Origin of the sequence: Pseudomonas paracarnis (genome assembly GCF_904063055.1) — a bacterium.
In the GTDB taxonomy this organism is placed as follows: Bacteria; Pseudomonadota; Gammaproteobacteria; order Pseudomonadales; family Pseudomonadaceae; genus Aquipseudomonas; species Aquipseudomonas paracarnis.
In genome coordinates this window covers 104297-123637 of record NZ_CAJFCN010000011.1, presented here as the reverse complement: position 1 = coordinate 123637, position 19341 = coordinate 104297, and the positions used below count along the sequence as shown (strand labels likewise).

The window sequence follows — 19341 nt, the reverse complement described above, 5'->3', positions numbered from 1 at the left end:
CAGGGTCCAGGCTCTGCCGACTTCTCGTATTCACTGCAAACATTAAAGGACTGATGTGAAAAACCTCCTTTTCATTCTCCTCACCACCCTCATCCTCGGCGGCTGCGTCAGCCACCCCCTCACTCCCGAAAACCGCGCGCAGATCAAGACCGTCAAAGTCCTGCCCGTGAAGTGGGAAAAGAACATGGTGTACTTCGGCCGCGAACAGGCCTGGGGCGCGGCCCTGGGTGCCGGGGTTGGCGCCGGTGTTGGCATGGCCAGCGGGGCGTCCAAGCTGGGTACTGCGGCGTTGAGCGGCGCCGGGTTTGCCGGCGGCATGAAGCTTGGGCAGTTGGCCGAGATGCCGACGCCGGTGGCTATTCTGACGGTGATGGAGGCGGAAAAACTCGATGTAGGCGTGTTGCTCAAGCAGGGCTTTATCGATGAGTTGGGTAAGATTTCGACGCTCAAGGTGGTCGGCGATGATGAGCCCGCCGATGCGCAGATTCAACTGACCGTGTCCGAGTGGGGCTTTCGCCTGACCCAGGGTTTCAGCAGTGTGATTTATCCGACCCTTAACGTGTTAGCGCAGATGGATCGGGGCGATGAGATGATCTGGCGCACCTTTGAAGCGGTCACGCCGTTTAATGGTCAGAACGTTTATGGCTATACACCGTTAACCTACCGCACGGACCCGGAAGCTTTGCGCCGGGCGTTGACCGGGATTACGCAGATTTCTGCGCAGTACCTGGTGAAGGAGCTCAAGTAGGGCTGTGCGAAGGCTGGCTGCTGTTGGTGGGCGGGCTTGGACTAATACCAGTCAGGGTTAAGCGCAGTTCCCCTGTGGGAGCGGGCTTGCCCGCGAAGGCGGTGTGTCAGTCGCTGCATCTGTTGCTGCACTACCGCTTTCGCAGGCAAGCCAGCTCCCACATTGGATCTTCGTTGCTTTGGGCATTGCGTTCGTTTAATTGATCGGCATTGGGCTTGCCCGCGAAGGCGGTGTGTCAGTCGCTGCATCTGTTGCTGCACTATCGCTTTCGCAGGCAAGCCAGCTCCCACATTGGATCTTCGTTGCTTTGGGCATTGCGTTCGTTTAATTGATCGGCATTGGGCTTGCCCGCGAAGGCGGTGTGTCAGTCGCTTCATCTGTTGCTGCACTACCGCTTTCGCAGGCAAGCCAGCTCCCACATTTGATCTTTGTTGCTTTGAGTGTTGCGGTCGGCAGTAGGGTAAGCCACCCATCTCTGGCCGAAACAACTTGAGAACCGCTCTCAACCCCGTAAAATGCCGCAGCCGTTGCATCACCGTCGTTCAGGGAAGAATCCAGGCCAGCGCGTTTTCAGGCTGCCTTTCTCCTTGGAAAACCCAGCAACGCTGATTTCCTCACCCAAGGAGCACCCTGTGAAGACACTGTCCAAAATCCTGCTGTCGGGCCTCACCGCCGCGGCGCTGTTGACCGTGGCCGGTTGCGCCACCGAGAGCAACCGCGCGATGCCGGTGGAGCAAGTCGCCAGCGCCCACGTGGCCTATTCCGGCGTGCGTGTGCCGATTGCCGTGGGCAAGTTCGATAACCGCTCCAGCTACATGCGCGGCATCTTCTCCGATGGCGTTGACCGTCTCGGCGGCCAGGCCAAGACCATCCTCATCACCCACTTGCAGCAGACCAACCGCTTCAGCGTGCTGGACCGCGACAACATGGGCGAAATCTCCCAGGAAGCCAAAATCAAAGGCACCGTGCAGAAGCTCAAGGGCGCTGACTACGTAGTGACTGGCGATGTAACCGAGTTCGGCCGCAAAGAAACCGGCGACCGCCAGTTGTTCGGCATTCTCGGCCGTGGCAAGACCCAAGTGGCCTACGCCAAAGTCGCGTTGAATATCGTCAACATCAACACCTCCGAAGTGGTGTATTCCACCCAGGGCGCTGGTGAGTACGCGCTGTCCAACCGTGAAGTGATCGGCTTCGGCGGCACCGCCAGCTATGACTCCACCCTCAATGGCAAGGTGCTGGACCTGGCCATGCGCGAAGCGATCAACCGTTTGGTCGACGGCATCAACGCCGGCGCCTGGAACCCGCGTAACTGATCAGCCACACCACAAGGAGCAGTACACGGATGAGCAAGGCAGTGAAGTTAGCGCTGACGCTGGCAGCAATCGCGACGGTAGCCGGGTGCCAAACGGCGCCCCAGCCCCTGTATCAATGGGAAAGCTACCAGCCGCAGGTTTACGAGTACTTCAAGGGCGAGCCCAAGGAAGCGCAGGTGGAAGCACTGGAGCGCGATCTGCAGAAGATCAACGCCAGTGGCCGCAAGGCACCGCCGGGTTACCACGCGCACCTGGGCATGCTGTACATGAACATGGGCAAGGATGACCAGATGGTGCAGGAGTTTCGCACCGAGAAGGCGTTGTTCCCTGAGTCTGCTGCGTACATGGACTTTCTGTTGAAAAACGCCAAAGCCGGAGTCGCCACCAAATGAGCCTGTTAAAACTCACCGGCGCCTTGCTGGCCCTGGCGTTGCTCGGCGGTTGCGCCGCGCCCAAGACGGTTGATTATTCGGCGTACAAACAGGCGCGGCCCAAGTCGATCCTGGTACTGCCGCCGATCAACGAATCGCCGGAAGTGCAGGCGTCCTACAGCCTGGTGTCGCAAGTCACCTACCCGCTGGCCGAAGCCGGCTACTATGTGTTGCCGATTGCCCTGGTGGACGAAACCTTCCGTCAGAACGGCCTCACCACCGCCAACGATATCCAGGCCGTACAACCGGCCAAGCTGCATGACATCTTTGGTGCGGACGCGGCGCTGTACATCACCATCAGCGAGTACGGCACCCAGTACATGCTGATCTCCAGCGACACCTCGGTGACGGCCTCGGCCAAACTGGTAGACCTGCGCACCGGCACCACCCTGTGGACCGGTTCGGCGCGGGCGTCGAGCGAGGAGGGCAATAACAACGGTGGCGGCCTGGTGGGCATGTTGATCACGGCGGCGGTCAAGCAGGTGATCAACAGCTCTACCGATGCGGCGCACCCGATTGCCGGTATCACCAGCGCGCGGTTGCTGTCGGCAGGGCAACGCACCGGCATCTTGTACGGCCCGCGTAACCCCAAGTACGGCACGGACTAAGAGAACACCGCCATTCAACTGTGGGAGCTGGCTTGCCTGCGATAGCGGTGGGCCAGTGCTGGAAAGGCTGCCTGACACACCGCTATCGCAGGCAAGCTAGCTCCCACATTGATCGGGGTGAATTTCAAGGGTTTAACCCGAACCCAACCTATGTCGCGTCTGACCTTGTGAACGGCTCATTCATTCACGAGGTTCAGCCCCATGTCCCGCCCTCTGCTTTACCTGCGTCCCGCTGCCCAAGGCTTCACCGTCACCCTGCTGGTAGCGCTGGCCGGGTGTGGGCTGTCTTCCTCTCCCGAGGTGGCCAAACCCGCACAACCCGTCGCCGAGCTGTACAGCCCGCCGGTTGAGGGCGCGATGGCCAAACGCATGGCCATGCCGGCACCGATGATGGTGCGTGAAATGGCGATGATGAATGACCGCAGCGAACCCCGCGAGCAATACGCCAACCTGCCTGACAACCCCGTGCACCGCGTCACCGAAACCCCGGTCTCCACCTTCAGTGTGGATGTCGACACGGGCAGCTACGCCAACGTACGGCGCTTCCTCAACCAAGGCCGTCTACCGCCCGAAGGCGCGGTGCGATTGGAGGAAATGGTCAACTACTTTCCCTACAATTACGCGCTGCCCACCGATGGTTCGCCCTTTGGCGTCACCACCGAAGTCGCCACCACGCCATGGAACCCGCGCACAAAACTGCTGCGCATCGGCATCAAGGCCTCCGATAAACCCGTGGCCGAACTGGCGCCCGCCAACCTGGTGTTCCTGGTGGACGTGTCCGGCTCCATGGACCGTCGCGAAGGCTTGCCGCTGGTCAAAAGCACGCTGAAATTACTGGTGGATCAACTGCGTGATCAGGACCGCGTGTCACTGGTGGTCTACGCCGGTGAATCCCGCGTGGTGCTCAAGCCCACCTCGGGCAGTGAAAAAGCCAAGATCCGCAACGCCATCGACCAACTCACCGCCGGCGGTTCCACGGCGGGCGCGTCCGGCATCGAACTGGCCTACCAGATGGCCCGCGAAGGCTTTATTGCCAACGGCATCAACCGCATCCTGCTGGCTACCGACGGCGACTTCAATGTGGGCATCAGCGATTTCGACAGCCTCAAGCAAATGGCCGTGGCTCAGCGTAAAAGCGGCGTATCCCTGACCACCCTCGGCTTTGGTGTGGATAACTACAACGAACACCTGATGGAACAACTGGCCGACGCGGGCGACGGCAACTACGCCTACATCGACAACCTGCGCGAAGCGCGCAAAGTGCTGGTGGAGCAACTCAGTTCTACCCTGGCCGTGGTGGCGCGGGATGTGAAACTGCAGGTGGAATTCAACCCGGCCCAGGTCAGCGAATACCGCCTGCTGGGTTATGAAAACCGCGCCCTGAAACGTGAGGATTTCAACAACGACAAGGTCGATGCCGGCGAGATTGGCGCAGGGCACACGGTGACCGCGCTGTATGAAATCGTGCCCAAGGGCGAGAAGGGCTGGTTGGAGCCTCTGCGTTACGCCGCCGCACCTGCGACCGAAGGCCAATCCGATGAGCTGGCGATGCTGCGGGTGCGCTACAAGCCCGCTGCGGGCGGTAGCAGCCAGTTGATCGAACGCCCTATCGCCAACCAGGCCACCCCAGCCAGCGACGACCTGCGTTTCTCGTCTGCCGTGGCCGCCTTCGCCCAACAGCTCAAGGGCGATGGCCGCTACACTGGCACCATGAGCTTGCAAGACACCGCCAAACTGGCGCGCTCGGCCCGCGGCGATGACCCGTTCGGGCTGCGCAACGAATTCGTGCAACTGGTGGAGTTGGCCCAAAGCCTCAAACCAGAATCCCGAACACAACAATGAACCAATGTGGGAGCTGGCTTGCCTGCGATGCAGACAACTCGGTTCACCAGGCACACCGAGTGGATGCCATCGCAGCGTTGCGACGATTCGACAAGCCAGCTCCCACACTAACCCTGCTTCGGCTGACCAAAAGGAGTTCGCCCACTACATGGCCGTTCCAGACGACTCACCCAGCGACGAATCGCTGCTGGCCCGCTACCGAACCGGTGACGCTGCCGCCTTCGAAGCTTTGTACAGCCGCCATCGCCAGGGCCTGTACCGCTTCCTCGTGTCCCTGTGCAACAAAGCCGAACTGGCCGAAGAAATCTACCAGGACACCTGGCTCAGCCTCATCCGCAGCACCACCCAGCCACAAGGCCGGGCGAGTTTTCGCACCTGGTTGTTCCAGATCGCCCGCAACCGCCTGATCGACCATTGGCGCAAGCACGGCATCCACAACCCCCTGCATGACAGCTACGATGAACAGCTGCACGCCCAGGCCGACGACAGCGACGGCCCCGAGCAGCAACTGACCCTCAGCCGCGACCAGGCGCGCCTCGACGCGGCCCTGCAAGCGTTGCCCGAAGACCAGCGCGAAGTGTTTCTGCTGCGCCTGCACGGCGACCTCGAAGTACCGCAAATCGCCACCCTCACCGGCGCCCCGCTGGAAACCGTAAAAAGCCGCTTGCGCTACGCCCTGCAAAAATTGCGGCGCCTGCTGGCCGAGGAGGTACCCGTATGACTGACTCCCGACACACCCCAGACGACGCGCTGCTCCAGCACTACCGTCAACACAGCACGGGCGAACCGCCCGCGTCCCTCGACGCCTTCATCCTCAACGCCGCCCGCCGCGAAGCCCCGCAGCCGCAACCCAGCCTGTGGCAACGCTGGCTGCAAGCCTGCCAACGCCCGCGCTGGCAAATGGCATTCGCTACCGTCGCCGGGTTGGCACTGATGATCGGCGTGGTCATGCGCTCCCCCGTGCCGCAACCTGAAATCTCCACCGCGACATTCTCCGCGCCGCGCCACGAAGAAGCGGCTCACCCGGCGCCGCAAGCGTTTTCCGCACCCGCGCCCATGGCCCGCATGGCCGTAGCGCCCAGGGTTGAAAGCGCGCCGGTTCAGGCCGAAAGTGCAGTTGCAGATCAGCCCGCGGCGAAACTCAGCAAGCGGGCGCTGACAGCGTTGCCCACGCTGGAAGAAGGCCTGCAGGAGATTGTGAACCTGCGTCGAGCGGGGGAAACCAAGGCGGCGGACGAGAAACTGCTGGCGCTGTACCAACGCTTCCCGCAGGAGGATTTGCCGGCACGGTTAGAAGCACTGCAAACGCGTTAAATCTGCCGCCACGAAAAAAGCCCCAGGCCTGTCGACCTGGGGCTTTTTATTACAACCCGCCGTAGGCTCGGTACCAGCCCACCGTGTCCGCTAGGGTCTGCTCCAACCCGCGAAAGCTCAGCCCCAGTTCCTCTTCACTTTTACGGTGGTCAAAGCGGGTACGGTGCTCCTCGCGTATCAACAGCCGCAACGTCGCCATGCTCAGCAAGATGGGCTTGCCGGTCAGGTACGCGTAGGCCTCTTGCACCGCTGCCAACAGGTACAGCGCGGGCAGCGGCAGCTGGCGGGAGGGCACCTTGACCTCGGCAATACGCCCCAGCACAGGCATCAGCTGGCGCATGGTAAAGTTGCGACCGGCCGCGAGATAACGCTCGCCCCGACGCCCGCTCTGGGCGGCAGCAATGTGCGCCCAGGCCACATCGCGGGCATCGACCAGAGAAAAGGTGCCAGGAATCAGCCCCGGCAACTTGCCGTTGATCACGTCCCTCACCAACTGCCCCGAAGACGTCGGCCCACGGTCGCCCGGCCCCCACATCCAACCGGGCAAGACCATGCAGGCGTGCATCTGCGGGTGGCTTTCAAGAAACCTCAACACCTCACGCTCAGCCAGGATCTTGCTGCGGTAGTAGTCATCCGCATCGGCTTCGTCCCGCAGGCACGTCTCGTCGATCGGCGTACCGGGGGCACCGTCGAGCACGGCAATCGACGAGGTATGCACAAACCGTCGCACACCGGCGTCATATGCCTGTTGCAGCAGGGCTCGCGTACCGACGACATTGATCTTATCCAGTTCCTCCCAATGGCTGCCGCCCTTGTAGTTATCGCGAAAAAACGCTGCGCAGTGAAACACCGTATCGCAGCCTTGCAACGCCGCCGCAAAGGCATCCACATCCGCCATGTCCCCCACCACCTGCTCCACGCCCGGCACATCGCCGAACTGCTGCGCGCCCTTGGCCGCCGAGCGCACCAGCGCCTTCACCGCATAACCCCGTGCGACCAGCTCCCGTACCAGGTTATTGCCCAGCAAGCCGGTGGCACCGGTCACAAAGGTGCTGTGCAAGCGATTGGGGTTCGTGTTCATACAGGCCATTCCATTTGTTGAGAAGGCCAGTAGATATACCCGCGAGCCCGCGCCGTAAAAACAGCGCCTGCGGCATAATGGCTTTGCACATCTGCACACCAGGGAAGCGCGGAGATATGGCATTGCATGCAAATTGGGACGATCTTCGACTGCTGCTGGCAGTCTCACGGCGCGGCAGCTTTTTACAGGCAGGCCAGTTACTCGACATCGCGGCCTCTACCGTCTCCCGCCGCCTCACCCAACTGGAAACCGCCCTGGGCGAACCACTGGTGGAACGCGGCGTGGAAGGCTGCCGGCTCACCTCCCGAGGCCAAGCGCTGGTGGACGTCGCCCTGGCAGCCGAATCCGGCCTGCGACGCCAGGCCGCCGTCGACGGCACGCCAGCAGCCCTCAGCGGCACCGTGCTGGTGAGCGCCGGCGAAGGCTTTTCTGCCAGCGTGCTCGAAGCCGCCAGCCGCTTCACCGCGCAGCACCCAGGCTGCTCCGTAGAACTACAGGTCACCACCGACTTCCACAAAATCGTACGAGGTGTGGCCGACATTGCCATACGCACTGCACACCTGGGCGAACCTTCTCTGATCTACCGAGGGCTCGGCAAACTCGCGTACGGCGTGTTCGCCACCGCCGACTACCTGCAACGGTTTCCTGCGCTAACACCAGCCACTGCCGCCAGCATCGCCTTGCTGCCACCGCTGGACCTGCTACCGCAAATGCGCGCCGCGAAAGCTGCGGGGCTGGACCATGCGCCGATCAGGGTGAGTTCGTTTGCGGTGCAGCTTGAATCGGTGAGGCGAGGGATGGGGGTGGCGGTGTTACCGCGTATTTTGGCTACGGGGTTGAGTGAGGTTTTTCAGGAGATAGAACTGCCGGCGATGGAGGTTTATTTGGTGACGCGGCCGCAGGCGTTGAAGCAGGGGCATATTCAGAGGTTTTTTGGGGTGTTGGAGGGGGTGTTGCGCGGTGAAATTTCAAGCCTGGAAAAGCAGCATTCCGGGAATTCATCAAGGCCTTCGTAATATTCAACCCATCGGGATGTAGGCGCTTAGCCACTCGTAGCAACATCGAGTTGCGCGTGCAAGTGGCTCACAAAAAAGCCCTGGGTCTTAAGGCCTCGGGTGTTTCATTCATATCTGGCTCCACACTTCTGCGGCGATGGTGCTGGCGTCCTTTGACATTTCCAACACACCAATGCGTTCTTGCCATTCCTCGAATTTGACAGGTAGAAAGGACGCATTTGTAATGCGCAGCGCAGCTTCGGTGATATACCTCTAAGGCATTAACTGCATCTCCGACAAACCGTATTCCCCCAACGAATACAGCAACGTCCCATACCCCAGCTGGACGTAGCCAACCCTGTCAGCACCATAATCCCCGCCACCACCTTCCACTTGGACGTTATTGGCCATGGCCTGCACATTCGGTGCGCGGAGGCCCTTTCGCACGGCGTAGTGGTTGTAGAGCAGTTCCCATATCGGACGGGTTTCGCCGCGATGATCGGCCGAGATGACGGTCTGTTTGAAGCTGCTGTTGGGGATGGGGGTAAACGGCACCTCCTGGCCAAGGTTGTACTTGGCCACATACTCGGCGCCCTGCAGCACGCGGTTGTTCTGGTAGCCGAACAGGTCGTTGCCCTGGCTCCAGGCCATTTGGCAGAAACTGCCGAGCAGGGCTATGTCGAGCATGGCGTGTGACTGATCACGTCCGCTTTCCTGGACTTGACCAAGGCCATCGCCGTAGAGCTTCCACACCGCGTGGGCGATGGCGCCGTTACCGGTGCCGTGCTTGAAGTAGTCGACGGCCTCGTTGTAGAGATCGCGGCGGTCGGTCAGTACGCCGATGGCCAGCATCGAGTTCATGTTGGCTAGGTCCCAGCTGGCCCCATGATGATCAGGCCGGGCGCCGTCGTGGTTCACCAGGAAGTCATGATTGATGGGGTAGAACACAGTGAGCATCATGCCTTGAAAACGCTGGAAATCTTCCGCCCGCCACTTTGGGTAGCTGCGCAGCAGTTCGGCCGCGTTGGCCAGTTGGTAGCCGTACAAGCCTGCCACCAAAGCTCTGCCGGGCTTGTCTTTGATCGCGGTAAGGGTCAAGGCCCACTGGTTCAAAATACTCACGGCCTTGTCGGCATACGCCGGGTTGTTGGAGATCTGCCAGCGCAGGGCCAGTGCATACGCGGCGGCTGCATCGTTGAACAGAACACTGTCGTTATTCGGGCCGCCTGAAGTGCGGTACACCACCGGCACCGGGTTGGGCTGCCAGTCTAATGAGGCATGGGGGTTGGCGATCAGTTTCTGCCAGCCGGCCAGCCACGGCTGGTTATAGTTGGCCAGCTTCTCGCGTATCCGCGTGAAGTCCTCCCGGGTGTGGAGCAGGCCAGGATGCACGAACGCTTCGGTAGGCAGGGTGGGGGACGCTTGACTGCCGATACTCATCAATAGCGCATAGAGCAGCACGGCTCTTTTGGACAGGTACTTCAAACGGATCATCGTGTGTACGCCCTGATGGGGAGAACCTTGCGGTCTGAAAAGCCATTCGCACAGGACCGGAATCTGCCCCAGGGATAGTCCAGATGAAGGCTGCATACCCGGGGCTTGTTGTCAGAACGTGTAGTTGATTGCAAACAGGCCCAAGCCTGCGGTTTCGCGCCTTACCAGCGGGCTGTCGCTGGCCTGGTCGGCGTATTGAGTCAGCGTCAGGCTGGCCAGCGTTGACCAGTGCGCGTCGAAGGTGTGCTGCCAGTTCAAGGCAGCGGAGTAGGCATAGATCCCGGCGTCGGCGGTGTACTTGCTGTAGATCGAGCGTTGGCTCTGAGCCTGGGTGACGCCGAAGAACGTCTGGTTGTAGCGGCTATCGCCGGCATGGGCGTCGATGGCCAGGCTCAGGGTGTCGCGGTCTGTGTGCAACAAGATGCTTTCCAGGCCAAAGCGGTAACGGTTGCCTCGGTGCTCGCCGGCCATGCGCAGTTCGGCTTCGCCGTTGACCGACAGCCAGTCAAGCAGTTGTTGGCTGAGGGTAAAGTCGGCGACGGTTGCGCCGTTGATATCGCCCATACCTCTGAGCTCGTCGCCGCCCGGGCTGGTGGTGCTGTCCTTCTCTTTGCGGCCCAGGTCGTAATTGATCGCTGCGCTGGCGCTAAAACCACTGTCGGATTGAAATTGCAGGCCCACGCCGCGAGTGGTGTCGGCGAACAACGCTCCGTGCTGGATGCTGAGCATCGGCAGTACGAGCGGACGGTAGCGGTCAGCACCCATGTAGCGAGGCGTGACACCCATGCCAAGGCCCAGGGTAACGGTGGTTTCTTCGGCTGTCGGGCTGGCGTCGGTCGCCTGAGCCTGGGGCGCGAGCGCGCAGCACAGCAGCGTGACGGCGCCCAACAGAACGTTGTGGGTAGGGGAGGTGGTGAAGTTCATGGTCAAGCCCTATGTGCAAAAGAAGACAGCAGTGCGCCCGCCGACGCGCGACACAACGCCTCCCTCTGATCGAGCTGTTCAGGCCCGTTGATAGGCTTGGACAGCGATGCAGTGGTCGGCATAGGATCGGCTCGCGAAAGCGGGCGTAGGGCAATACTGGCAGCGCACTTTCAATAAACCGTTCGTAAATTATCAAGGTTTCATCAAGAGGCTTCTTTGTGTCAGGAAAACGTATCCTCATCGTCGAAGACGACGCCGACAGCGCCAACATTCTCGAAGCCTACTTGCTCCGGGATGGCTATGAGGTGGCCCTGGCCGAAGACGGCCAGCGCGGTCTGGACCTGTACAAAAGCTGGCAGCCCGACCTGATCCTGCTCGACGTGATGCTTCCGCGCTTGAGCGGCACCGAGGTGTTATCCGCCGTGCGCCGTAGCAGTGACACGCCGGTCATCATGGTCACGGCCATGGGCGACGAACCGGAAAAGCTCGGTGCCTTGCGTTATGGCGCGGACGACTATGTGGTCAAGCCTTACAGCCCGCGCGAAGTGGTGGCGCGGGTGCACGCGGTGTTGCGGCGCACCACCGGCAACCAACCGGTCGAACACCTGCTGCGCCATGAAAACCTGCGGGTGGATCTTGTTGCGTTTACCGCGGCCATTGAGCAGGGCGAAGCACCACCGCAATGGCTGGACCTGACCCCAACGGAATTTAAGCTGCTGGTGACGTTGCTCAAGACGCCGTCCAAGGCCTTCACTCGTGATGAGTTGCTGGAAATCTGCCTACCGGAAAGCGAAGCCCTGGCCCGCGTCGTCGACACCCACGTGCACAACCTGCGCCGCAAGCTGGAAAACCACGGTATCACCGGCGTTCTGGTCACGGTGCGCTCCATTGGCTATCGATTCAGGTAACGCACATGCTTGAGCAACCGCGGGTCAACGACAAACCCATGTGGCGCTGGATCGGCCTGCGCATGAGCTTGCTGGCGATCGGCGCGGTGGTGGTGATCTCGGTGTGCATGTGGATCAACGTCACACTGTCGGACTGGTATTTTGTGCAGCATCTGCCGCCGGGGCCGCGTGAGGAACTGCTGGCGTTGCGCGCCGAGCCAGAGCTCAATGAGGCACGCTTGCGTCAAGTGGTTGCCCAGTACTATCCGCTGGACTATTTCCAGCCGGCTATCGCCAATCGCGACTGGCTGATACTGATCGGCCTGGTGCTGGCCGCGATCCCTATCATCATTGGCTTCGGCCTGTGGTTTTCGCGGCCCTTGTCCAGCCAGTTCTCGGCAATTGCCCAGGGCGCCCGGCGAGTCGCCGGCGGTGATTTCCTGACGCGCCTGCCAGTGCACCGCGACGCGCCCGACGAGCTGCAACGGCTGGTCAGCGACTTCAACAGCATGACCACGCAACTGGAGCGCTATGAGCGCGATGTGCGTGAATCCAGCGCGGTCATTGCCCACGAACTGCGCACACCCTTGAACGCCGCCATGGGGCGCGTGCAGGGTATGCTCGATGAGGTATTCCCCAGCGATGCTATGCAGTTGGGCATGGTCAAGCGTCAGCTCGATCAACTCAGAAAGCTGGTGGATGATTTGCACCTGTTGTCGATGGCTCGTGCTGGCCGGCTGGTGCTGGAGCGCAGCGAGTTTTCTCTGGCAGCTCTGGTGGCGGAGCGGTTGGCGTGGTTCCAGCCGCAGTTGGATGAGGCTTGCGTGCTGACGCAGGTCAGTATTGCTGATGGGCTTCGTATGCATGCCGATCGTGATCGCCTGGGCCAGGTGATCAACATTCTGGTCGATAACTTGCTGCGTTATGCGGCCGGGGGAGGCGAGTTGAATGTAACGGCGCGCCGGGTTCACGGTTCGGTGGTGATTGAAGTCGGTGACCGAGGGCCAGGTATCGAAGCCCAGCATCTGGACAGCGTGTTCGACCGCTTCTGGCGTGCAGAGCGCTCCAGGGCACGTTACTCGGGGGGGAGCGGGCTAGGCTTGTCCATCGCCCGTGCGATCTGCCAGGCCCATGGCGGTACCATTACTGCCCGCAATCTGGCCGAAGGCGGTACGCTGATCAGGGCGGAGGTTCCTGTGTAGGCGTTTCTTCTTTGCCTTGAGACCGGCGCTCAAGGCGGTGAAATCGTAATGATCGTAGAGCTGGAAAACTGCTTGGGAAAAAGGGGATTTATTTTCACCTCTCCTATCCCGACGCGACTCAACACTCTCTCACCACCCACCAAACGCACAAAAAAGCCCCAGATCTCCCGACCTGAGGCTTTTTCATTCCAAATCTGGTGTCCCGGCGTCGTTTGAACCGATAGGTTTGGTGCCCTATTTATGGGGGCTTTTCTATCAATCCTTGGTTAGGCATACACGTGGGCATACACGGCGGTGCTTCCTAGGAGGAGCCCACAGTTGAAAAAATGGCGGTTCAAGGCCAATCACTTACCTACCTGCAGGCTCTTTTCGATGGGTTTCCCATTACGAATCAGTGACAGGTTGATGAGTCGCCCGGCACGCACCGTAGCCATTCTTGTAAAGCTCTCTTGATTGGAGACCCTTTCTCCATCCATCGCCACAATCATGTCGCCTGCCAAGATGTCGGCTTTATAGGCAGGGCTGTCGTCGACGATTGTGGTTACGACTACACCTTGGTTCGTCTGTAGTAGTTGTCTCTCCAAGTCGTTGAGATTGCGGACGAACGCACCGACGCGAAACCTACCCTTTACAAAATAAATGGCGCCATAGTCAGACCTATTAACGGTAATAGGAATATAGGTCGTGGTGCTTCCATAAGTCGTAGTCGATGCATTACCGAAAGCAGTGGCTTGACCACCCGGCCCATAGGCGTTCGCACTGCTTGTGGTGTACGAGGTACTCGTTGTCGGAGTAGTAAGAGGCATGCTCGAGGTTACGGACCCAGTGTACTGAGGGACGAATACTAGGACCAGATCCGCTCCCACTGCAGCACCCTGTTTCAGCGCGTGGTCTTCAGAAACATTTTCGCCACTGTTAAAGCTCGACTCGCCTATAACCACGTACCCTCGTTTTGAGTAACCTGCAATTATTTTTTCCAGGTCACCAAAGGGCGATCTTTCAATGACAGGTAAAGCGGGAGCAGCTGAAGCACGATTAGCTGAGACGAACTCAGGCGATACACCAGTGGCTGGGATGTAAAACTCTTTGTAGCCATTGGCGCATCCGGTGAGCGCTAGCGCTGTGGTTACCGCCACCAGTGTATTGATTAACCGCCTTCTCATGCGAACTGCTCCCTGCCGCTGACGCGTTATAGTCGTCGGGAGTATGGCGGAATGCTTCCACCAGACATAGCCGTATGACTCGGTTTCTATTGGGGTCATCCTGACCGGGTTCAGATGAGCTTGTGATCCAGTCACAACCCATTGAAACTGCTGGGGACCCTGACATGTTGCTGTCAACACGGGGCATGAAACCCGCGGGACTGAGTTAGTGGGAGGTGCTGGAAGTTACTGAAATTTCAATCGTTGAAATTGAAAGGATCTTGAAGAAAAAAGGGGATCCTTACCGGAACGGTAACGGTCCTCGGTTTTGTTCAGGATTGTGAACGGATGGCTTGGTCAACTCAGTCAACCGGTCAACTAACTTTGGAGCCCAGCCACTAACGAGATCCGGCGGGTTCTATGCCCCGTGTCTATCCGAAATTCCCAGGGTCCCCAGCGGCCTTCCGATTCATAGGGCAAATGCACTGGTGAACAGCAGTTCACCTGTTCACTAAGCTGGGCACCTTTCCGCTGACACGATCACGCGGGTTTCCTACCCCGTACCAAACCAAAATTCGTAGGGGCCCCCACTATCTAGCTAGAATCAAGAGCATGTCGATCTCCCTTCGCTGGAGGGGCAATAGTAATGGAGTTCGGGGATGCGCTAATAAACCGTGTTACGGCTGTTACGCGCGTTACATTGAGATTTAAGTGCTTGATTTTAATTGATTTAATCGAAGTTACAAAGCTTTGCTTCGTTTGCCGATAGACGTGTTACATAGCAAGTTGGTGTTACATCAATAACTGCTCTGCGAGGAGCAGATTATGATTACTGAGGTGGCTGCCATCGGACGAGTGCCCTCTGATAAGAAAGGCCGCTACCGTACTAAAGCTGCAGCCCCTCAATGGCAGGTAAGGTTCTTTTAAAGTGTCCGCTACTGAGAGCGGAAGGGCATTTATGCCGTCACTTTCTCTTACGGTCCCCCCAACTGCGTTTTTTAGCTACCCCGCTAAAATCCTCTTCCCACCCTCTCATCCATCCTTCATAGGCACTATCGGGAGGGATCAGAGCTGCGTTTTCTCCAATTGAGTCTACCCGCCGAATCAACCGCTTTTCCCCAGATAACTCCTCATACCGGTCACGGGCTTGAATCCCACGTGATGTCAGGCAATCGGAGAGCTTACATGCGAAGAAGATAATATCGTCGGTGTAGGTTGCTATTCCCTGCACAGCCGAGCCGTATTCATTATTTACAACCCCTCCAACGGGTAGCGCAAGATAGTAGTGCTCGGGCGCGAAACCTGCTGGTAAGCTTCGGTTTCTAAACATCTCCAGCAGTGCGTTATACGTGTCAATCATGCCGTTGAGATTTCCGACGGCGTCCGATAGCGCAATTATTGATTTCACCCCATTGGGCGACATGCTCATGTTCTTAAGAATTAGGCTTTGTAACTCAACAGTCGGCGGCGCTATGGTTTGAAACTTAAAATGGTTGATACTCAGTGGGAATGGATCTTCACGTCTCTCAGCTGCCTTATAATCAGCGAACCTTGCCAAGTCCGATTCGTACTTGCTCAAAAGTCCTAACACGTGCTGCTTTTTGAGAGATCCGGCCATATCTATTACCGATATGCATAGCGTTATCGCGACGTCGATACTGCGGAGCTCAGCCAATAGCTCGTCTCTCAGCTTCGCGCTCCTAGCAATGCGGCCGGCCATCCATGCACCAATACCAGCACCGAACCCTGCGCTGATCAGCGCGCTTCCCCATTGAACAGCGTCAATGTTGGGCAGACTAGCAGCCCAGGGGAAAAGCGGTACCGTAGCTGTATAAATGCCGTTAATCGGCTCCCACAAATCCGTCATTACGTACCCTCAAACTCGACGCCTCGACCATTTAAGGCATACGAGTCGGCATATTAATCGATTCGCTACAGCAAGAGTGGTCCGTTCATTAGGTGCTGGCTTGCAGCCAAAAGGAATAAATACTCTTCAACTTCACAGCTCTGCCTTTGAGACTGAATCTCAGGGTTACCCTACGACTGTGATTGTCCCGGAAAAGATCTTTTATTAACGGTGGATTACGACCCATACCTGAGACTCGGAGCGGACAGCTCCGGGCAGAAACGTCTGCCTGAGGCATTTCGCCATTACACGTCTACAATTGGCTGATTCACTGACCATAAAATGTTGAAGTTAACGCTAGATAAGGGGATCAAGATGCGCCTCAAGACCGTCAAGCTCACTCACTTCCGTGGTTATCGCAGCACCACCATCATTCCAATCGATTTAGCGATGACCGGCATCGTGGGCCGAAACGACTATGGGAAGTCCACTGTCCTTGAGGCTCTGGCCATCTTCTTCGATAGCGCCGATATCAAGCCTGATAAGAGCGATATGAACTGTTTTAGCCTGACGGAGGGGCATGACAAATTCGAGATTACCTGCGAGTTCGACGACCTTCCCGAAAACCTGGTGCTTGATGAGAATGTTCAGACTTCATTGTCGCAGGAGTTCCTGCTAAACGTGGAAGGCGGCTTTGAAGTTGTCAAAACCTTCAAGGCTAGCACCGGCAAACATGACGGTACGGCCATTCGCTGTCAGCACCCCGCAGACAAAGCACTCGCAAGCCTATTGAGCCTGAAAATCGCGGATCTGAAAAAGCTTGGCGAACAATTTGGAGTTACTGATCAAGTGGCTGATCAGCGGGTTGCTTCACAGTGGCGGCAAGCCATTCGCAGTGCCGCAGGAGATGTTTCTTGTCAGGAGACGCTGCTCGATGTAGGCAAAGGTCTATCGACAGAAGCCAAATCTATTTGGGAGAAGATTGAGATGCTGTTGCCGACCTTCGCTCTTTTTAAAGCTGACCGAGAGAGCAGTGACGGTGACGCCGAGGCCAAGAATCCCCTGCAACTAGCGGTCAAAGAAGCCCAGGCTGCGCTACAAGCCCAGATCAGTGAGTTGGAGCGGCAAATAGAAAGCAGCGTGCTAGACGTAGCCGAACGCACCCTCGACAAGCTTCGCGAAATGGCTCCTGAGCTGGCAAACGAGCTGACCCCGCGCTTTAAAGATAAGCCCAAGTGGACCTTCAACTTCACTTTGGAAGGAGAGAACGGCATCCCCATTAATAAACGCGGCAGCGGCGTACGCCGCCTCATTTTGCTCAACTTCTTCCGGGCCGAGGCAGAAAAAAATGCAGTAGTTGGAAGCCCGCGCAATGTGATATATGCCATTGAAGAGCCGGAGACCTCACAGCACCCCAACTACCAGATGATGCTGATGAAGGCGCTGCTGGAGCTATCCATCCAGACGAATCGGCAGATCATCGTTACTACCCACGTCCCTGCACTAGCGGGTTTGATCCCCATTGAAGGTATCCGTTATGTCACTAGGGACGAGAACGGCATACCCATCGTCAAGATGCCCAGCCCACAAGTACTTAAGGAGGCTGCCGAGAGCCTAGGCGTACTACCGGAGACAGGGATGGAGCGGGCAAAAGGCGTAGTGCTGGTGGAGGGCAAGTCAGATGTCCTCTTCCTCCGCCATGTTTCGAATATCCTAAAGGCGGGTGGCCATCTTCAAGCCAGTCTTGAGGATGCTGGTATTGTCCCTATCCTTATTGGTGGGTGTGGCAGTGTGAAGCACTGGGTCACCCTCAACCTCGCCGATGATCTCGGGCTACCTTGGTGCGTGTTTCTGGACTCTGACCTAGGTGGGAGCCCGGAGCAGGTCGCCGCGATTTTAAAGCGTAAACAAGAAGTCGAAGGACAGGGCCGGGCTTTCTACTCGACACGTAAACGGGAAATCGAAAACTATCTTTGTCCCGACATGATCAACATGCAAACGGGGATACAGGTGGCTTTCACTGACACCTGCGATGCCAAAAAAATCATTGGCAAAGCAGTGGGCATCAAAGCGGACGATGTGATCGATAAACTCTGGCCTTTGATGACGGCCGAGCAGATCCTCAACAGGTCTACGTACCGAGAAAATAATATAGATCGCGCTGAGCTTAAAGAACTGTTGGGTAATCTGCTGAAACTTGTCGCGTGAATTCCTCGACAGCGCTAGCGCGCGGCAGAGATCTGTTGCCGATGAGAAGACGCTTTGTGCTACTGGTCGCATTAGGTCGATTGCTGCGAGGACGGCCGGCGGCTCCGGCCATAAGCGGATGGTTTCGGCTTACCCTCACATAAGCAAATAGGGAGGTGTGCTGTTGACAGGATAAGCTTACACCGTACTACTTAAGGATTACTCGCTGAAAAAGCTTTGAGAAAAAATCAACTATCACATTGCATTTCTATATGGTATTTTCAAAAAAGTGGCTGGATGACTGACTGCGGTTATGTCCGTGGGTACGAGTCCGTACTCGACAATTTGAGGTCTTACAAATTCCATCCAGCCACCCCATTTTTCCTATCAGTACAACACAATGACAACTACTAGAATTGAAGATGTTCATGATCTGGCCGAATTGTCTTTCGCAGTAGGGGTGAAGGCTGAGCTGATAGAGTCGTATTTAAACGCTCCCTGGCAGGCACACCACTATCAAATTATAAAAATAGCTAAGCGGGGACGAAATCGTCAAGGAGAATACCGGCAGGTATACAAGGCGAAAAATAAGTGGCTTGCACAACTTCACCGATCTGTTGCGATGATTATTTCAAATAGTGTCGAATTCGGTGAGCATGTACAAGGGTTTTTAGCTGGTCGATCAACAGTGTCTAATGCTAAATTGCATATGAAAAAAGACGTTATTGTTCATGCTGATATCAAAGATTTTTTTAATGCGATAACTGAAGCCCAAGTCTGTCAGTCGATATTGGCGCTTGGTGGCAATCTCCTCATCGCTCAAATTTTGGCGAGAGCATGCACTATTGATGGTTATTTATTACAGGGTACAAGATGCAGTCCTGTACTCTCAAACATAGTATGCAGAAGACTCGATTCAGATATGTTGGAGTTGGCGCGCACCACTAAATCGACATTTAGCCGATATGCAGATAACATAACTTTTTCTGGTATAACACCTCCAGCGCCGGAAAATATTGAAGCTGTTATCAATGGAAACGGTTTTCAATTACAGGCAAAAGGTTGTTATGTACAATATCGTGGTGCCCGTCAATTTGTAACAGGCCTTTCAGTAGTCGATCATGAAAGGCCAAGACTTCCAAAAAAAATGAAGAAGAAGTTGAGGTTGATTGCTTACTATATAAAAAAGCACGGAGATGGGCACTTCGAGTTCCCTTCAAGAAGTCATTCAATAGCACCGACGAGAGCTCAATTTGAAGGTTTTATCGCTTACGCTCATTCAGTTGAGCCACAGTTTGCAAAAAAGCTATGGTCGATGCTAAATTAG

General features: G+C 57.3%; 17 protein-coding genes. 12 read left to right on the top strand and 5 right to left on the bottom strand.

Annotated features, from left to right (window positions below; genetic code table 11):
• Positions 1–55 precede the first annotated feature (55 nt).
• The 7 genes from JMV15_RS21710 (at position 56) to JMV15_RS21680 (ending at position 6256) form a co-directional block, all read left to right on the top strand.
• A complete protein-coding gene (locus tag JMV15_RS21710; RefSeq protein WP_038448414.1) occupies positions 56–748 on the top strand; it encodes a hypothetical protein in 693 nt (230 codons plus the stop codon).
• A 632-nt stretch (positions 749–1380) separates the two neighbouring features.
• Positions 1381–2061: a CsgG/HfaB family protein gene (locus tag JMV15_RS21705; RefSeq protein WP_005783620.1), complete on the top strand. Its 681-nt coding sequence runs from the start codon at positions 1381–1383 to the stop codon at positions 2059–2061.
• 29 nt (positions 2062–2090) lie between these two features.
• Positions 2091–2453 carry a DUF4810 domain-containing protein gene (locus JMV15_RS21700; RefSeq protein ID WP_005783622.1) on the top strand — a complete coding sequence of 121 codons (363 nt, stop codon included), beginning with the start codon at positions 2091–2093 and terminating at the stop codon, positions 2451–2453.
• On the top strand, positions 2450–3100 hold the full coding sequence (locus JMV15_RS21695; RefSeq protein WP_005783625.1) for a DUF799 domain-containing protein: 651 nt from the start codon (positions 2450–2452) through the stop codon (positions 3098–3100). The genes JMV15_RS21700 and JMV15_RS21695 overlap by 4 nt, the downstream gene beginning before the upstream one ends.
• A 201-nt stretch (positions 3101–3301) precedes the next feature.
• Positions 3302–4942, top strand: coding sequence for a vWA domain-containing protein (locus tag JMV15_RS21690; protein WP_038448416.1), 1641 nt, complete (start codon positions 3302–3304; stop codon positions 4940–4942).
• Between the two features lie 148 nt (positions 4943–5090).
• The gene (locus JMV15_RS21685; RefSeq protein ID WP_032901739.1) at positions 5091–5663 is read left to right on the top strand and encodes an RNA polymerase sigma factor; all 573 of its coding nucleotides are present in this window, start codon (positions 5091–5093) and stop codon (positions 5661–5663) included.
• Positions 5660–6256 carry a hypothetical protein gene (locus JMV15_RS21680; RefSeq protein WP_038448418.1) on the top strand — a complete coding sequence of 199 codons (597 nt, stop codon included), beginning with the start codon at positions 5660–5662 and terminating at the stop codon, positions 6254–6256. The genes JMV15_RS21685 and JMV15_RS21680 overlap by 4 nt, the downstream gene beginning before the upstream one ends.
• A 49-nt stretch (positions 6257–6305) precedes the next feature.
• Here the strand turns inward: JMV15_RS21680 and JMV15_RS21675 are convergent, their stop codons facing one another.
• Positions 6306–7337 (bottom strand): SDR family oxidoreductase, encoded by a 1032-nt coding sequence (locus JMV15_RS21675; protein ID WP_038448420.1) that lies wholly within the window; start codon positions 7335–7337, stop codon positions 6306–6308.
• A 116-nt stretch (positions 7338–7453) separates the two neighbouring features.
• Between JMV15_RS21675 and JMV15_RS21670 the strand changes: the two genes are divergently transcribed.
• The gene (locus JMV15_RS21670; RefSeq protein ID WP_038448421.1) at positions 7454–8353 is read left to right on the top strand and encodes a LysR family transcriptional regulator; all 900 of its coding nucleotides are present in this window, start codon (positions 7454–7456) and stop codon (positions 8351–8353) included.
• Between the two features lie 252 nt (positions 8354–8605).
• Here the strand turns inward: JMV15_RS21670 and JMV15_RS21665 are convergent, their stop codons facing one another.
• Together JMV15_RS21665 and JMV15_RS21660 are read right to left on the bottom strand one after the other, a co-directional pair.
• The gene (locus tag JMV15_RS21665) at positions 8606–9826 is read right to left on the bottom strand and encodes an alginate lyase family protein (RefSeq protein ID WP_019819937.1); all 1221 of its coding nucleotides are present in this window, start codon (positions 9824–9826) and stop codon (positions 8606–8608) included.
• A 111-nt stretch (positions 9827–9937) separates the two neighbouring features.
• On the bottom strand, positions 9938–10750 hold the full coding sequence (locus JMV15_RS21660) for a MipA/OmpV family protein (RefSeq protein ID WP_038448423.1): 813 nt from the start codon (positions 10748–10750) through the stop codon (positions 9938–9940).
• 218 nt (positions 10751–10968) lie between these two features.
• Here JMV15_RS21660 and JMV15_RS21655 point away from each other — a divergent pair, with 218 nt between their 5' ends.
• Both JMV15_RS21655 and JMV15_RS21650 read left to right on the top strand, forming a co-directional pair.
• A complete protein-coding gene (locus JMV15_RS21655) occupies positions 10969–11658 on the top strand; it encodes a response regulator (protein ID WP_003187519.1) in 690 nt (229 codons plus the stop codon).
• A 5-nt stretch (positions 11659–11663) separates the two neighbouring features.
• Positions 11664–12839 (top strand): sensor histidine kinase, encoded by a 1176-nt coding sequence (locus JMV15_RS21650; protein WP_038448426.1) that lies wholly within the window; start codon positions 11664–11666, stop codon positions 12837–12839.
• Positions 12840–13183: 344 nt separating this feature from the next.
• On the opposite strand, the gene JMV15_RS21645 is transcribed toward JMV15_RS21650, so the two are convergent.
• Together JMV15_RS21645 and JMV15_RS21640 are read right to left on the bottom strand one after the other, a co-directional pair.
• Positions 13184–14002, bottom strand: coding sequence for a PDZ domain-containing protein (locus JMV15_RS21645; protein WP_038448427.1), 819 nt, complete (start codon positions 14000–14002; stop codon positions 13184–13186).
• Positions 14003–14945: 943 nt separating this feature from the next.
• A complete protein-coding gene (locus tag JMV15_RS21640) occupies positions 14946–15848 on the bottom strand; it encodes a hypothetical protein (RefSeq protein WP_038448429.1) in 903 nt (300 codons plus the stop codon).
• 354 nt (positions 15849–16202) lie between these two features.
• On the opposite strand from JMV15_RS21640, the gene JMV15_RS21635 reads away from it, so the two are divergent.
• On the top strand, positions 16203–18035 hold the full coding sequence (locus JMV15_RS21635; protein WP_038452061.1) for an AAA family ATPase: 1833 nt from the start codon (positions 16203–16205) through the stop codon (positions 18033–18035).
• Positions 18036–18414: 379 nt separating this feature from the next.
• Positions 18415–19341: a reverse transcriptase family protein gene (locus JMV15_RS21630; RefSeq protein WP_081089338.1), complete on the top strand. Its 927-nt coding sequence runs from the start codon at positions 18415–18417 to the stop codon at positions 19339–19341.